A 15,115-nucleotide genomic window follows, 5' to 3' on the forward strand; every position below is an offset into this window, starting at 1 on the left:
AGAGGGCCTGACGCCATGGACCGTGGCACCGAGCAGCCCGCGCCCGGCCGCATCCCGCTGGCCGTGGCCGTGGTGGACCGCGACGGGCTGGTCTCCCACTGGAGCCGGGGCGCGCGCCGCCTGTTCGCCCTCCCCGAGGAGGAGGCCCTCGGCCGCCCCGCCCTCGACCTGCTGCCCGTCTCCGGCGCCCTGCCCGACGCGGACGACCTCTCCCCGTCCGGCCCGTACGCCGCCCATGACGGCCTCGGCCCGGACCTGGAATCCTCCCCCGGCGGGCGGCTCTCCCGCCCGGCCTCCGGCCGCGCCCGGCTCACCGTCACCGGCGGTGACCGCGTGGACGTCCTGTGGTGGGCGTACCCCCTGTTGGGGCCCGGCAGGGAACGGCTGCTGGTGCTGGCGGCCGACGCGGGCGCGCTGCCCCCGGCCGACCCCGGCAAGGCGGCCGTACCGGAGCGGATCGCCCCCGGATTCGCGCCGCGCGCCGACTTCCCCGGCGCCGAGGAGCTGGCCCGGCGGCTCCCCGAGATCCTGCCCGGCATGAGCGTCGGCGAGAGCGCCCGCATGGTCGCCCGGATCCTCGAACTGGGCTGTCCCGTGCTGGAGTTCAGTCAGGACCACCGGGTGCCGGTCTTCCCCGACCGGGGGGTGTGCCGGCGGGCCGTGCGGCGGCGCGCGGCACACGGGGAGCCGCCCCCGGGCGGGCCGCGCCGCGACGGACCACCGCCCGACGAGGCGCCGGACCTGGAGTACGCCGCCGTCCGGGAGCGGCTGGAGTTCCTCAACGAGGTCAGCGACCGGACCGGCACCTCCCTCGACCTGACGGAGACCGTCGCCGAGGTCGGCCGGGCCCTCGTCCCCCGCTTCACCGACGTCGCCGGCACCTACCTGCGGGAACAGGTGGTGGCCGGGGAGGGGTTCCCGGACGGCGTGCCCGACACCACCACGCTGTGGCACCGGGTGGCCCTGGAGCACACCGGCGAACCCGGCCGCTGGGACGACGTCGTACCCGTAGGCGAGGCCATGCCCTTCCCGGCGCACACCCCCTTCTTCCAGTGCATGACCACCGGCGAACCCGTCCTGGTGCCCCGGATCACCGAGGAGGCGGGGCACGCCGTCGCCGCGCAGTGCGAGAAGCGGGACATCCGGCCGCTGATCACCGGCCGGTCCATGCTGGTGGTGCCGCTCAAGGCCCGCCGGGCCGTGCTCGGCTTCATGATCCTGCTGCGCCGTCCGGAACGGGCCGTCTTCGACGACATGGACCGGGCCACCGGCGCCGAACTGGCCGCCCGCGCCGGGCTCGTCCTCGACAACGCGCGCAGGCACACCCGTCGGGAGACGCCGCCGAGACGCTCCAGGACAGCATGCTGGCGCACATATCGGCCCGGCTGACGGGCTGCGGCATCGCCACCCGCTGCCTCCGCGGCACGCTGCCCGGCCGGGTCGGCGGCGACCGGTTCGACGCGGTGAGACTGCCCGGGGCCCGCACCGCGTTCGTCGTCGGCGACGTCGTGGGCCACCGCCTGAACTCGGCGGCGACGACGGGCCGGCTGCGCACCGCCGTCCAGACCATGGCCGCTCTCGACCTGCCGCCCGCGCACCTGCTGAGGGGCCTCGACGACCTCGCCCAGCGGCTCGGCGACACCTACCTCGCCACCTGCCTGTACGCCGTCTACGCCCCGGTCGCCGGTGAGCTGCGCCTCGCCGGCGCCGGGCACGTCCACCCGTCCTGGGCCGCGCCGCGGACGGGCGCGGCGAGCTGATGGACCTGCCCACCGGTGCACCGATCGGTGTCGGCGGGGTGGCGTTCGAGGCGGTGCGGGTGCCGGCGTCCGCCGGTGACCGGCTGGTGATGTGCACCGACGGACCGGTGCGGGTGCGCGCCGAGGACATCGGCGTCGGACTGGCCACGCGCCGCGCGTCCGCCGCGCACCCGGCGGCCTCCACGGACGACGCCTGCGACACCATCGCCCGTACGCTCGCCACGCGCGGCGGGCGCGAGGACGACGCGGCGCTGCTGATGGCCCGGCGCGAAGGGCTGGGTCCCGACGCCGCCGCCGAGTGGCGGCTCGGCGGCGGACCGGCCCGGGTCCGCCGGGCCCGCGCCGTGGTCCGCGAACGGCTCCGCGCCTGGGACCCGGGCCGGCTCGTGGACCCGGCGGAGCTGCTGGTCAGCGAGCTGGTCACCACCGCCGTACGGCATGCCCGCCGCCCCGTCGTGCCGCGGCTGGTGCGCGGTGACACCCTGCTGTGCGAGGCGGACGACGACCACGGACCGCCCACCCTGCCGGACGCCGGGCCCGAAGCCGCGTCCGGGCGCGGACTGCTGGTGGTGGGCACCCTCGCCCGCGAGTGGGGCACCAGCCGCACGGCGACCGGCAAGACCGTCCGGGCCGAACTGGCCCCGCCCGTCCCGCCCGGCGGTGAAGGCCCTCGGAGGGGGCGTGAAGGTACCGGTGGGCCGCTTGTGGGGCGGGCCGGCGCGCGGTAGACCGTACTGGCCCGTCACTCGCGACGGGCCGGACCGTCGCACCCTGGGGGGTCGGGCATGAGCGTGACGAGACAGTACCGGGACGCCTGGGAGGGGTTCTGGCGGGAGGCCCCCGAAGCGCCGCACGCGGTGTTCTGGGACGCGGAACCGGCGCTGACCGCCGGCCGTCATCTGGCCCTCTTCGAACCGCACCTGACCGACCCCGGCCTGCCGATGGTGGACCTCGGCTGCGGCAACGGCACCCAGACCCGCTACCTCGCCTACCGGTTCGCCCGGGTCGTCGGCGCCGACCTGTCCGCCGCCGCGCTCGACCGGGCCCGCCGCGCCGACCCCGCCGGGCGGGCCGCCTACCGGCAACTGGACATCACCGACAAGGGCGAGGTGCAGAGCCTGCACGCCGAACTCGGGGACGCCAACGTCTACCTGCGGGGCGTCCTGCACCAGACGGCGCCCGACGACCGGCAGCAGGTGGCCGACGCGCTCGCCGCGCTGCTCGGCAGGCGGGGCCGGGCCTTCCTGGTCGAGCCGGCCGAGGCGGCGGTGCCGGTCCTGGCCGGTCTCGCCGAGGACCCCGGGGGGCCGCCGCCGAAGCTGGAGCCGGTCCTGCGGCACGGCATGGCGCCCGGCACCCTCGTGGACGACGCGGTGCCGGACCATGTGCGGGCGGCCGGTCTGGAGGTGCTCCGGCAGGGGGAACTGCCGCTCGTCACCACGGAGTACCGGCCCGACGGCACCCGGATCGAGCTGCCGTCGATCTGGCTGGTCGTCGGGCCGGCGGGCTGACGTACGGCCGGTCCGCCGGCCGCGCTCCCGGCGGCGGACCGGACCGGGGGGCAGCCGCCGCGGGGCGGGCGCGGCGGTACAGGACCCGGCCGGCGACCGCGAGCGCGGCGGTCCCCGGCACGGTGACGCCGGTGGACGCGAGGCTGCCGCCGGCCGGGGGTGCCGTGCCGCCGCTGCCGGGGGTGGTGGTGGCGCTCGGGCCGGGGCGGGGCCGGTGTCCACCGGGCCCTGGCCGGTGACGCTCACCGGGACCCTCACGCCCCGGGTGCGGTCGCCGGAGCGGGTGCGGCCGGCGCCGACCGCCGCGTCGTCGCCCTGGAGGACGGGGTCCTCCTCGGCTCCGGCCCGCGCACCCCGCTGGTCGTCGGCCTCCTGGTGGACCGCGTCCACCGCGCCCGAGCGCCACCGGCCCCCGAACGCCCGCGCGGGGTCCAGGCGGGTGTCCGCGCTCGCTGGTCGGTTCCTCCCGCGGCGCGTAACGTGACGGACCATGAAGATCCTGATCAGCGCCGACATGGAGGGCGCCACCGGCGTGACCTGGCCGGCCGACGTGCTGCCGGGGACGCCGCAGTGGGAGCGGTGCCGGTCGATGTTCACCTCGGACGTCGACGCCGCCGTACGGGGCTTCTACGACGGCGGCGCCGACGAGGTCCTGGTCAACGAGGCGCACTGGACCATGCGCAACCTGCTCCTCGAAGACCTGGACGAGCGCGCCCAGATGCTCACCGGACGGCACAAGGCCCTCTCCATGGTGGAGGGCGTCCAGTACGGCGACGTGGACGGCGTCGCCTTCGTCGGCTACCACGCGGGCGCCGGCACGGAGGGCGTCCTCGCCCACACCTACCTCGCCAACCAGATCACCGGCGTCTGGCTGAACGGCGTACGGGCCAGCGAGGGCCTGCTCAACGCCCACGTCGTCGCCGAGTACGGCGTCCCCGTGGTGCTGGTCACCGGTGACGACGTGGCCTGCGAGGACGCCCTCGGCTACGCGCCCGAGGCGCTGAAGGTCGCCGTCAAGGACCACGTCTCGCGGTACGCGGCCGTGTGCCGCACGCCCGCCCGGACCGCCGCCGGGATCCGGGCCGCGGCCAAGGAGGCGGCGGCGCTGGCGGTGCGGTACGAACCGGTGCCCGGCGGTCCGTTCACCGTCGCCGTCGAGTTCGACGCCGAGCACCTGGCGGCGGCCTCGACCGTGGTGCCCGGCGTCGAGCGCACCGGGGAGCGGAAGGTGGCGTACACCTCCGGCACCATGTACGAGGGCATCAGGACCTTCAAGGCGGTCACCACGATCGCCTCGGCCGCCGTGGAGGAGACCTATGGCTGACGGACAGGCACTCGACGAGGTCGTCCGCTTCACCTCCGAGCTGATCCGCATCGACACCACCAACCGGGGCGGCGGCGACTGCCGGGAGCGCCCCGCCGCCGAGTACGCCGCCGCCCGCCTCGCCGAGGCCGGTCTCGAACCGGTCCTGCTGGAGCGCACCGAGGGCCGCACCAACGTGGTGGCACGGGTGCCGGGCACCGACCCGTCGGCGGACGCCCTGCTGCTCCACGGTCACCTCGACGTCGTCCCCGCCGAGGCCGCCGACTGGAGCGTGCACCCCTTCTCCGGGGAGGTCCGCGACGGTGTCGTCTGGGGGCGCGGCGCGGTCGACATGAAGAACATGGACGCGATGATCCTCGCCGTCGTCCGCGGCTGGGCCCGCCAGGGCGTCCGGCCCCGGCGGGACGTGGTGATCGCCTTCACCGCCGACGAGGAGGCCAGCGCCGAGGACGGCTCCGGGTTCCTCGCCGACCGGCACCCCGGGCTGTTCGAGGGCTGCACCGAGGGGATCAGCGAGTCCGGGGCGTTCACCTTCCACGACGGCACCGGCCGGCAGCTCTACCCGATCGCGGCGGGCGAGCGGGGCACCGGCTGGCTGAAGCTCACCGCGCGCGGCCGGGCGGGCCACGGCTCCAAGGTCAACCGGGAGAACGCGGTCACCCGGCTCGCCGCCGCCGTCACCCGCATCGGGGAACACACCTGGCCGCCGCGCCCGACCCCCACCGTCCGCGCCGCCCTCACCGCACTCGCCGCGCTCTACGGCATCGACCCCGACCTCGACGACGTCGACGCCCTCCTGGAGAAACTCGGACCCGCCGCCAGGCTGGTGGAGGCGACCGTCCGCAACAGCGCCAATCCGACCATGCTGGACGCCGGATACAAGCTCAACGTCATCCCCGGCGAGGCGACCGCGTACATCGACGGACGCTTTCTGCCGGGCGGTGAGGAGGAATTCCGGACCACCCTGGACCGGCTCACCGGCCCGGACGTCGACTGGGAGTTCGACCACCGCGAGGTCGCGCTCCAGGCACCCCTCGACTCGCCGACGTACGCGCGGATGCGGGCCGCCGTCGAGGCGTTCGCGCCGGAGGGCCACGTGGTGCCGTACTGCATGTCGGGCGGCACGGACGCCAAGCAGTTCTCGCGGCTGGGGATCACCGGCTACGGCTTCACCCCGCTGCGGCTGCCCGAGGGCTACGACTACCAGGCCCTCTTCCACGGGGTGGACGAACGGGTCCCCGTGGACGCCCTGCACTTCGGGGTGCGGGTGCTCGACCGGTTCCTGCGGACGGCCTGACGGCGGATGGGGGAGACAGTGCGGACCCTGGCGTACGGAGCGTGGCCCTCGCCGATCGACGCGGCGCTCGCCGCCGCGCACGACGGGCGGCCCGACGACGTGGCCTTCGTCGGTGACGAGGTGTGGTGGACCGCGCCCCGGCCCGCCGAGGGCGGCCGGCGCACCCTGGTGCGGCGGCGCGCGGACGGCGGTGAGGAGGCCCTGCTGCCCGCGCCGTGGAACGTGCGCAGCCGGGTCATCGAGTACGGCGGCCGGCCCTGGGCGGCGACCGTCGACGGGGACGGGCCGCTGGTGGTGTTCGTGCACTTCGCCGACCAGCGGCTGTACCGCTGGCGGCCGGGCGGCGAACCCGTCCCGCTCACGCCGGTCTCGGCGGTCGGCGGCGGCCTGCGCTGGGCCGAGCCGCAGCCGCTGCCCGCGCGCGGCGAGGTCTGGTGCGTCCTGGAGGAGTTCACCGGCGGGGGACCCACCGACGTACGCCGGGTCCTGGCGGCCGTACCGCTGGACGGCTCGGCGGCCGGGGACCGGGGCGCGGTGCGCGAACTCACCGGCGAGCGGCACCGGTTCGTCACGGGTCCCCGGCTCGCCCCGGACGGCCGGCGCGCGGCCTGGCTGGCCTGGGACCACCCGCGGATGCCCTGGGACGGCACCGAGCTGCTGGTCGCCGAAGTCGGCGACGACGGCGTGTTCGGACCGCCCCGCACGGTCGCGGGCGGCCCCGAGGAGTCGATCGCGCAGGCCGACTGGGACCGCGACGGCCGGCTGCTGCACGTCTCCGACCGCACCGGCTGGTGGAACCTGTACCGGGACGGCCGGCCGCTCTGCCCCCGCGAGGAGGAGTTCGGCGGGCCGCTGTGGAAGCTGGGCCTGCGCTGGTTCGCCCCGCTGGACAACGGCCTGGTCGCCGTCGTGCACGGCCGCGGCGCCGGCGCTCTCGGCGTCCTCGACCCCGAGACCGGCGAGGTCGTCGACGCGGCCGGCCCGTGGACCGAGTTCGCCGCCGGGATCGCCGCCTACGGGGAGCGGATCGCCGCCGTCGGCGCCAGCCCGCGCAGCGCCCACGAGGTGGTCGAGCTGGACACCCGCACCGGCCGGGCCCGGGTGATCGGCGCCGCCCACGACGACGCCGTCGACCCCGCCTACTACCCCGAGCCGCAGATCCGCACCTTCACCGGACCGGACGGACGGGACATCCACGCGCACGTCTACCCGCCGCACCACCCGGACTGCGCCGCCCCCGCCGGCGAACTGCCCCCGTACGTCATCCGGGCGCACGGCGGACCCACCAGCCGGTCCCCGCTCGTCCTCGACCTGGAGATCGCCTACTTCACCTCCCGGGGCATCGGCGTCGCCGAGGTCGACTACGGCGGCTCCACCGGCCACGGCCGCGCCTACCGCGAGCGGCTGCGCGGGCAGTGGGGCGTGGTCGACGTCGAGGACTGCGCGGCCGTCGCCCTCGCCCTCGCCGACGAGGGCACCGCCGACCGCGCCCGGCTCGCGGTGCGCGGCGGCAGCGCGGGCGGCTGGACCGCCGCCGCCTCCCTCGCCGGCACCGACGTGTACGCCTGCGGCACGGTCCTCTACCCCGTCCTCGACCTCACCGGCTGGGGCGCCGGGGAGACCCACGACTTCGAGTCCCGGTACCTGGACTCCCTGATCGGCCCCTACGACGAGGTCCCCGCCCGGTACGCGGAACGCTCGCCCGCCGAGCACGCCGACCGGATCACCGCGCCGTTCCTGCTGCTCCAGGGCCTGGACGACGTGATCTGCCCGCCCGCGCAGTGCGAACGGTTCCTCGCCCGGATGGCGGGCCGCCGGGTCCCGCACGCCTACCTGGCCTTCGAGGGCGAGGGGCACGGCTTCCGCCGGGCGGAGACCATGGTGCGCGCCCTGGAGGCCGAACTCTCCCTGTACGCCCAGGTGTTCGGACTCGACACGCCCGGCGTCCCCACCCTGGAGCTGACCGAGTGAACGACCTGACCCGGCCCCGACGCCTCGCCCCCGGCGCCCGGGTGGCCGTCGTCGCGCCCAGCGGCCCCGTCCCCGAGGAGCGGTTGCAGGCGGGCCTCGACGTGCTGCGCGGCTGGGACCTCGACCCGGTGGTCGCGGCGCACGCCCTGGACCGGCACGGCACCTTCGGCTACCTCGCCGGCACCGACGCCGACCGGGCCGCCGACCTCCAGGCGGCCTGGTGCGACCCGGCCGTCGACGCGGTCCTGTGCGCCCGCGGCGGCTACGGCGCCCAGCGCGTGGTGGACCTGCTCGACTGGGACGCGCTGCGCGCCGCCGGCCCCAAGGTCCTCGTCGGCTTCAGCGACATCACCGCGCTGCACGAGGCGTTCGCCGTCCGGCTCGGCCTGGTCACCCTGCACGGGCCGATGGCGGCCGGCGTCGACTTCCTGAAGAACGCCCGCGCCCAGGAGCATCTGAAGGCCACCCTGTTCGCGCCGGAGACGGTCCGCACGCTCACCTCCGGCGGCGCGGCGCTGGTCCCGGGCCGGGCCCGGGGCGTCACCCTCGGCGGCTGCCTCTCCCTGCTCGCCGCCGACCTGGGCACCCCGCACGCCCGGCCCGGCGCGCGCGGCGGGCTGCTGTGCCTGGAGGACGTGGGGGAGGAGACGTACCGCCTGGACCGCTGCCTCACCCAGCTCCTGCGGGCCGGCTGGCTGGACGGCGTGCGCGGCGTGCTGCTCGGCTCCTGGGAGGACTGCGGGACCCCGGACCGGGTCCGCGCGCTCCTCGCCGACCGGCTCGGCGGCCTCGGCGTGCCCGTCGCCGAGGAGTTCGGCTTCGGGCACTGCGCGGGCGCCCTGACCGTCCCCTTCGGCGTGAGCGCCGAACTCGACGCGGACGCCGGGACGCTGACCCTGGACGAACCGGCGCTGCGCTGACCGCCACGGGAGGCGCCGCGCCGGCCGCGGCGTAAGGTGACCGCATGCCGCACCCCGCACCCCGCTACCTCGCCGAGGGCCCCCGCGTGGGCATCCGGCACTTCACCCCGGAGGACGGGCCGGAGTTCACCGCCCGGGCCCGGGAGAGCAAGGACCTGCACCATCCGTGGCTCTTCCCGCCGGACAGCGCCCCGGCGTACGCCCGGTACGTGGGCCGGCTGATCGAGGACCCCACCAAGGCCGGGTTCCTGGTGTGCGAGAAGGACGGCCCCGCGGCCGGGGCCCTCGCCGGGTTCATCAACATCAACAACATCGTCGAGGGCGGCTTCCTCAGCGGCGCCCTCGGCTACGGCGCCTTCGCGCACGCGGCGGGCCGGGGGCTGATGCGCGAGGGCCTCGGCCTCGTCGTGCGGTACGCCTTCGGACCGCTGCGGCTGCACCGGCTGGAGATCAACGTCCAGCCGGGCAACGCCGCCTCGATCGCCCTGGCCCGCGCCTGCGGCTTCCGGCTGGAGGGCTTCTCCCCGAAGATGCTCTACGTCGACGGGGACTGGCGGGACCACGAGCGGTGGGCGATCACCGCGGAGACGGTGACCTCCGGGTGACGCCGGCCGGTGCTCAGGCCCGGCGGTCGGCGTACTCGTACACCGCGCCGTCCGGGTGACGGGCGATCAGATTGCGGCCCGCGGGCGTCGGGACGGGACCGGCGATGACCTCGCCGCCCAGCTCGCGGACGACCCGAGCCGTCTCCTCCACATCCGTCACGGCGATCGTGGCGACCACCTTGCGCAACACCTCCAGCTGCGCCTCCGGCCCGCTCATCAGCAGGAAGCAGCCGACCGCCGCCACCTGGACGCCGCCGCGTTCGAACCGCAGGGCCCGCCCGCCGGCCAGTCCCTCGTAGAAGGGGATCGCCTTGTCCAGGTCGTCGACGTAGATGCGCAGCGTGGCGCCGAGAATCTCCATGCGGAAAAGCCTAGTTGGCGCGGACGGTGGTCCGCCCATGGACCGCCCGGCCGGGGGTACCCGGACGGCATGGACCGCTTGGAGCATCTGGAGCATCTGGACAAGCACCTGGTCGACGAACTGGCCCAGGTGGCCCGCGAGACCATCCGTGAGGAACTGCGCGAACAGACCCGCAAGCAGCGCCGCAGGGCCGCGCTGTACGCGGCGTCCGGCGCAGCCGCGCTCTACGCGGGCGCGGCCGTGGCGCTCGCCGTGGGGCTGGCGCTGGCCGTCGGGCTGCCCGGCTGGGCGGCGGCGCTGATCACGGCCGTGCTGCTCGCCGTCACCGCGTTCGCGCTGCGCCGCGCGGCGAAGCCGTCCGGGCCCGGGGCCGCCCCGGTGCGCGCGGCCGGCGGCGAGGCGCGCCCGCAGGACGGTACGGGCCCCGCCGGGCTCGGCACGCGGGTCCCGCCGGTGCCGCGCACCGCGCCCGGGACGCGCCGCGACGACACCGGCACCGGTCCCGGCATGACGCGGGACCGGTGACGGCGGGCCGCGCTCACAACCGCGGCAGCACCTCGGTGCGGTAGAAGTCGAAGAAACCGCGGACGTCGGGGCCGATCTGGTTGACGTAGACCCGGTCGAACCCGGCGTCCGCGAACTTCGCCAGCTCGGTGACGTGCGCGTCCGCGTCGGCGCCGCACACCCGGTTCGCGCGGACCATGTCCTCGGTGACCAGCGTCTGCGCCTGCTCGAAGTGCTTGGGCGAGGGCAGCACCTGGCCCAGTTCGCCGGGGAGCAGCTCATTGGCCCACAGCCGGTGCGCCGTCCTGACCGCCGCGTCCGCGTCGGTGTCGTAGCAGACCTTCGTACCGCCGCTGACCGGCTTCCCGGCACCGCCGCCCTCGCGGTACCGCTCCACCATGGACGCGTCCGGCATCATCGTGATGTAGCCGTCGCCGACGCGGGAGGCGAGCCGGGTGGCCGCGGGGCCGAAACCGGAGACGTCGATCGGGACCGGCTCGTCCGGCACCGTGTACAGGCGGGCGTTCTCGACCGTGTAGTGCGTGCCGTGGTGGTTGACCTCCTCGCCCGAGAACAGCCGGCGCATCACCTGGACCGCCTCCTCCAGCATCTCCAGCCGGATGTGCGCGGGCGGCCAGGGACCTCCGACGATGTGCTCGTTGAGCGCCTCGCCGGTGCCCACCCCGAGCCGGAACCGGCCCCCGGTCAGCACCGCGCTGGTCGCCGCGGCCTGCGCCACCACCGCCGGGTGCATCCGCACGGTCGGGCAGGTCACCGCCGTCTCGATCGGCAGCGACACCGCCTCGGACAGGGCGCCGATCACCGACCACACGAACGGGCTCTGGCCCTGGGCGTCGTTCCAGGGGTGGTAGTGGTCGGAGATCCACAGCGCCCGGAAACCGGCCTGCTCGGCCATCCGGGCCTGTTCGATCAGCTCGGCCGGACCGTACTGCTCGCAGGAGAGGAAGTAGCCGTACTCGGGCATGGGCGGGCCTTTCGGGGGCGGGGTGTCCGATCCGGCGCCGGGTACCCGCCCGCGGGGCCGGAAACCGGCGCCGAGCCTGGTGCGGACACGTTTGGGTGCCCTGGTCAGGGGGACGCGAAAGGCGCCATGCGCAGACGACGGCCCGGGGCGGACCACGGGGAGCGGGGGCCGGGTGCCGCGAGGGGGCCGACCAGTGAGGGGCACGCGGTGACCGGAACGGAGGAGACGGGCGGGCCGGCGGCCGAGCCCGCCAGGGCCCGGCCGGGCACGGAGCCCGCGCGGGTCCGGCCGGGCGGGGAGCCCGCGAAGAGCCACCCCGGTGGGGAGCCCGCGGAGAACCTCGGCGGAGAGCCCCCGAAGAGTCATGCCGGGGAGCGCGCGCGGAAGCAGGGCGGAGGAGCCGCCGTACGCCGCTCCGGCGAGGCGCGGCCCGGCGGCGCGCGGTCCGGCCGTGCCGTCGAGCCCCCGCCGGGCCGGCCCCCGCCCGGTCCCGGCGTCGCCTCCGGTCCCGGCGTCGCTCCCGGCCCCGTCCGGCGTACCGACGGCCCCGACCATCCCGACGACCCCGCGGAAGGAGACACATGAACACCGAGGAACTCGTCGAACTGGGACAGCAGTTGCGTGTCGACAGCATCCGGGCCGCCGACGCGGCCGGGTCGGGACACCCCACGTCCTCGATGTCCGCAGCCGACCTGATGGCCGTACTCCTGGCCCACCACCTCCGCTACGACTTCGAGCGCCCCGCCCACCCCGGCAACGACCGCTTCGTCCTCTCCAAGGGACACGCCTCCCCCCTCCTCTACGCGGCCTACAAGGCGGCCGGCGTCCTCGACGACGAGGAGCTGCGCACCTTCCGCAAGCTGGGCAGCCGCCTGGAGGGCCACCCCACGCCGCGGCGGCTGCCCTGGGTGGAGACCGCCACCGGCTCGCTCGGCCAGGGACTGCCCGTCGGCGTCGGCATCGCCCTGGCCGGCGCCCGCCTGGACCGCACCGGCTACCGCGTGTGGGTGATGTGCGGGGACAGCGAGCTGGCCGAGGGGTCGGTCTGGGAGGCGGCCGAGCACGCCGGGTACGAGCGGCTCGACAACCTGACCGTCGTCGTCGACGTCAACCGGCTCGGCCAGCGCGGCCCCACCCGGCACGGGCACGACCTCGACGCCTACGCGCGCCGCTTCCGGGCCTTCGACTGGCACACCATCGAGATCGACGGCCACGACGTGGACGCCGTCGACCGCGCCTACGGCGAGGCGCTCTCCACCCGGGGCCAGCCCACCGCGATCATCGCCCGCACGCTCAAGGGCAAGGGCGTCACCGCCACCGAGGACCTGGAAGGGCTGCACGGCAAGCCGGTCAAGGACGCCGACGAGGCCGTCGCCGAACTGGGCGGGCCGCGCCGCCTCACCGTCCACGTGCAGGAACCGGTCACGCGGTCCGCGCAGGCACCGCCCGCGGACGGTGGCCGGCCGCTGGAGCTGCCGCGCTGGGAGAAGGGCGAGAAGGCGGCCACCCGCGACGCCTTCGGACAGGCGCTGACCGCGCTCGGCACCGCCCGCGAGGACGTCGTCGTCCTCGACGGCGAGGTGGGCGACTCCACCCGCGCGGGACTCTTCGCCGAGGAGCACCCCGACCGGTACTTCGAGTGCTACATCGCCGAGCAGCAGCTCGTCGCCACCGCCGTCGGCATGGCGGCGCGCGGCAGGCTGCCGTACGCCTCCACCTTCGCCGCGTTCCTCACCCGCGCCCACGACTTCATCCGGATGGCCGCCGTCAGCGGCTCCGGGATCGTCCTCAACGGCTCCCACGCGGGCAGCGCCATCGGTCAGGACGGACCCAGCCAGATGGGCCTGGAGGACCTCGCGATGATGCGGGCCGTGCACGGCTCGACCGTCCTCTACCCGTGCGACGCGAACCAGACCGCGCGCCTGGTCGCCGGGGCGGCCGGCCTGGAGGGCATCCGCTATCTGCGCACCTCCCGCGGCGGCAGCGAGGTGATCTACGGCCCCGACGAGGAGTTCCCGGTCGGAGGCAGCAAGGTGCTGCGCACCGCCGGCGCCGACGACCGGCTCACCCTCGTCGCGGCGGGTGTCACCGTGCCGGAGGCGCTGGCCGCCGCCGACGCCCTGGCCGCGGAGGGCATCGCGGTCCGGGTGATCGACCTGTACTCGGTCAAGCCCGTCGACCGGGACACCCTGCGCCGCGCCGCCGAGGAGACCGGCTGCCTGGTCACCGTCGAGGACCACCACCCCGAGGGCGGCCTCGGCGACGCCGTCGCGGATGCCTTCGCCGACGGCTCGCCCGTGCCCCGGCTGGTCCGGCTCGCGGTGCGCACCATGCCGGGCTCGGCCGCCCCGGACGAGCAACTGCACGCGGCCGGCATCGACGCCGAGGCGATCGCGGCCACCGGCCGGCTGCTGGTGGAGCAGGCGATGGTGCCGTGAGCCCGGGCGCCGCACGCACCGTGCGGGCCGGCCGGCGCACCGTCGAGGTGCACCGGCCGGACAAGGTCCTCTTCCCGGCGCGGGAGGGGCAGCCCCGGCTCACCAAGGGCGACCTGGTCGACTACTACCGGTGCGTCGCCCCGCACCTGCTGCCGCAGCTGCGGGGCCGCCCGCTGATGCTGGAACGCCGGCCGGACGGCATCGACGGCTCCGGGGCGTTCATGCAGAAGAACACGCCGGACCACTACCCGGACTGGGTGCGCCGCGTCGAGCTGCCCAAGGAGGGCGGCACGGTCCGCCACACGGTCTGCGACGACACCGCCACCCTGCTGTACCTCGTCGACCAGGCCGCGCTCACCCTGCACCGCTGGCTCTCCCGCGCCGACCGGCCGGACCGGCCCGACCGGATGGTCTTCGACCTCGACCCGGGCACCGACGACTTCGAGACCGTCCGCGAGGCCGCCCGGCTCCTGGGCGAGCTGCTGGACTCCCTGCGGCTGCCGTCGGCGCCGATGACCACCGGCTCCCGGGGCCTGCACGTCGTCGTGCCGCTGCGCCGGGGGCCGGACTTCGACGAGGTGCGGGACTTCGCCCACCACGTCGCCGGGACCCTCGCCGCCGCCCACCCCGGCCGGTTCACCACCGCCGCCCGCAAGAAGGACCGGGGGGACCGGCTCTACCTCGACGTGCAGCGCAACGGCTACGCGCAGACCGCCGTCGCGCCCTGGACCGTGCGCGCCGCGCCCGGCGCCCCCGTCGCCGCCCCGTTCGCCTGGGAACAGCTCGACGACCCCGCCCTGCACGCCCGCCGCTGGACCGTCGCGGACGCCGTCGAGCAGGCCCGCACCGATCCGTGGGAGGGCCTCCTGAGCCGCCCCCGGGCCCTGGGTCCGGCCCGGCGCCGGCTGGCGGCGCTCTCCGGGCGGCCCGTCTGACCTGCTCCGGGTTGCGGGAAACAGACGGATGTGCTCGTGGAGGTTTGGCGAACACGCTTGCGGCCACACGGAGGGGGAGGTGGCCATGTCGAACACGAAGAACACGTCCGATTCGCAACCCGAGCAAGAAAGTTCACAGAGTTCACAGAAAACCCAGAAGTCCCAGGAGTCGCATTCTTCCCAGGAGTCACGCCGGCCCCGCCCGATGGAGGTGCTGCGCGAAGCGCGCGCCCAGCTCGCGGAGTTGACCGGCATGACCGCCGAGTCCGTCTCGTCCTTCGAGCAGACGGAGGACGGCTGGGCCTTGGAGGTCGAGGTGCTCGAACTGGAACGGGTGCCGGACACCATGAGCCTGATGGCGAGCTACCAGGTGGAGCTGGACTCCGAGGGAATGCTCACCGGCTACCGCCGGGTCCGCCGCTACGAGCGCGGACGCTCCGACGGACGCCGGTCCGGGGGCCGCTGAGCGGCCCGCCCGGACCCCTATCCACACACCCGCAGACA

At 75.8% G+C, this 15,115-nt stretch carries 12 protein-coding genes and 1 pseudogene; 11 read left to right on the forward strand and 2 right to left on the reverse strand.

From position 1 onward, the window contains the following. Positions 1-15: 15 nt before the first annotated feature. The 7 genes and pseudogenes from Sdagh_RS18780 to Sdagh_RS18810 all read left to right on the forward strand — a co-directional run bounded on the left by Sdagh_RS18780 (position 16) and on the right by Sdagh_RS18810 (position 9,388). Positions 16-2,488 (forward strand): annotated as a pseudogene (locus Sdagh_RS18780) (fused response regulator/phosphatase). A gap of 57 nt (positions 2,489-2,545) precedes the next feature. Then, on the forward strand, positions 2,546-3,271 hold the full coding sequence (locus Sdagh_RS18785) for a class I SAM-dependent methyltransferase (RefSeq protein WP_189418141.1): 726 nt from the start codon (positions 2,546-2,548) through the stop codon (positions 3,269-3,271). Positions 3,272-3,761: 490 nt separating this feature from the next. Next, a complete protein-coding gene (locus Sdagh_RS18790; RefSeq protein ID WP_189418143.1) occupies positions 3,762-4,595 on the forward strand; it encodes a M55 family metallopeptidase in 834 nt (277 codons plus the stop codon). Beyond that, positions 4,588-5,892 carry a M20/M25/M40 family metallo-hydrolase gene (locus tag Sdagh_RS18795; protein ID WP_189418144.1) on the forward strand — a complete coding sequence of 435 codons (1,305 nt, stop codon included), beginning with the start codon at positions 4,588-4,590 and terminating at the stop codon, positions 5,890-5,892. Before Sdagh_RS18790 ends, Sdagh_RS18795 begins: the two co-directional genes overlap by 8 nt. A 6-nt stretch (positions 5,893-5,898) precedes the next feature. Then, positions 5,899-7,863 carry a prolyl oligopeptidase family serine peptidase gene (locus tag Sdagh_RS18800; protein WP_189418145.1) on the forward strand — a complete coding sequence of 655 codons (1,965 nt, stop codon included), beginning with the start codon at positions 5,899-5,901 and terminating at the stop codon, positions 7,861-7,863. Further along, positions 7,860-8,783: a S66 peptidase family protein gene (locus Sdagh_RS18805; RefSeq protein ID WP_189418146.1), complete on the forward strand. Its 924-nt coding sequence runs from the start codon at positions 7,860-7,862 to the stop codon at positions 8,781-8,783. The genes Sdagh_RS18800 and Sdagh_RS18805 overlap by 4 nt, the downstream gene beginning before the upstream one ends. Positions 8,784-8,827: 44 nt before the next feature. Next, positions 8,828-9,388, forward strand: a complete 561-nt coding sequence (locus Sdagh_RS18810; protein WP_189418147.1) for a GNAT family N-acetyltransferase — start codon at positions 8,828-8,830, stop codon at positions 9,386-9,388. Positions 9,389-9,401: 13 nt separating this feature from the next. Here the strand turns inward: Sdagh_RS18810 and Sdagh_RS18815 are convergent, their stop codons facing one another. Continuing rightward, positions 9,402-9,749, reverse strand: coding sequence for a VOC family protein (locus Sdagh_RS18815; RefSeq protein ID WP_189418148.1), 348 nt, complete (start codon positions 9,747-9,749; stop codon positions 9,402-9,404). Positions 9,750-9,818: 69 nt separating this feature from the next. Here Sdagh_RS18815 and Sdagh_RS18820 point away from each other — a divergent pair, with 69 nt between their 5' ends. Then, positions 9,819-10,274, forward strand: a complete 456-nt coding sequence (locus tag Sdagh_RS18820; protein ID WP_190077184.1) for a phage holin family protein — start codon at positions 9,819-9,821, stop codon at positions 10,272-10,274. Between the two features lie 13 nt (positions 10,275-10,287). Here the strand turns inward: Sdagh_RS18820 and Sdagh_RS18825 are convergent, their stop codons facing one another. Beyond that, a complete protein-coding gene (locus Sdagh_RS18825) occupies positions 10,288-11,238 on the reverse strand; it encodes an LLM class F420-dependent oxidoreductase (RefSeq protein ID WP_190077183.1) in 951 nt (316 codons plus the stop codon). 581 nt (positions 11,239-11,819) lie between these two features. Between Sdagh_RS18825 and Sdagh_RS18830 the strand changes: the two genes are divergently transcribed. The 3 genes from Sdagh_RS18830 to Sdagh_RS18840 all read left to right on the forward strand — a co-directional run bounded on the left by Sdagh_RS18830 (position 11,820) and on the right by Sdagh_RS18840 (position 15,077). Then, positions 11,820-13,676: a transketolase gene (locus tag Sdagh_RS18830; protein WP_190077182.1), complete on the forward strand. Its 1,857-nt coding sequence runs from the start codon at positions 11,820-11,822 to the stop codon at positions 13,674-13,676. After that, positions 13,673-14,611, forward strand: coding sequence for a non-homologous end-joining DNA ligase (ligD, locus tag Sdagh_RS18835; RefSeq protein ID WP_190077181.1), 939 nt, complete (start codon positions 13,673-13,675; stop codon positions 14,609-14,611). The genes Sdagh_RS18830 and ligD overlap by 4 nt, the downstream gene beginning before the upstream one ends. A gap of 85 nt (positions 14,612-14,696) precedes the next feature. Beyond that, a complete protein-coding gene (locus tag Sdagh_RS18840; protein WP_189418157.1) occupies positions 14,697-15,077 on the forward strand; it encodes a gas vesicle protein GvpO in 381 nt (126 codons plus the stop codon). Positions 15,078-15,115 lie beyond the last annotated feature (38 nt).

The organism is Streptomyces daghestanicus, from assembly GCF_020521275.1.
In the GTDB taxonomy this organism is placed as follows: Bacteria; Actinomycetota; Actinomycetes; order Streptomycetales; family Streptomycetaceae; genus Streptomyces; species Streptomyces griseoviridis.

Coding starts and splice junctions, on each gene's coding strand:
- Sdagh_RS18810 (WP_189418147.1), top strand. CDS start 8,828: ATGCCGCACCCCGCACCCCGCTACCTCGCCGAGGGCCCCCGCGTGGGC.
- Sdagh_RS18785 (WP_189418141.1), top strand. CDS start 2,546: ATGAGCGTGACGAGACAGTACCGGGACGCCTGGGAGGGGTTCTGGCGG.
- Sdagh_RS18795 (WP_189418144.1), top strand. CDS start 4,588: ATGGCTGACGGACAGGCACTCGACGAGGTCGTCCGCTTCACCTCCGAG.
- Sdagh_RS18790 (WP_189418143.1), top strand. CDS start 3,762: ATGAAGATCCTGATCAGCGCCGACATGGAGGGCGCCACCGGCGTGACC.
- Sdagh_RS18820 (WP_190077184.1), top strand. CDS start 9,819: ATGGACCGCTTGGAGCATCTGGAGCATCTGGACAAGCACCTGGTCGAC.
- Sdagh_RS18830 (WP_190077182.1), top strand. CDS start 11,820: ATGAACACCGAGGAACTCGTCGAACTGGGACAGCAGTTGCGTGTCGAC.
- Sdagh_RS18825 (WP_190077183.1), bottom strand. CDS start 11,238: ATGCCCGAGTACGGCTACTTCCTCTCCTGCGAGCAGTACGGTCCGGCC.
- Sdagh_RS18840 (WP_189418157.1), top strand. CDS start 14,697: ATGTCGAACACGAAGAACACGTCCGATTCGCAACCCGAGCAAGAAAGT.
- Sdagh_RS18800 (WP_189418145.1), top strand. CDS start 5,899: ATGGGGGAGACAGTGCGGACCCTGGCGTACGGAGCGTGGCCCTCGCCG.
- Sdagh_RS18815 (WP_189418148.1), bottom strand. CDS start 9,749: ATGGAGATTCTCGGCGCCACGCTGCGCATCTACGTCGACGACCTGGAC.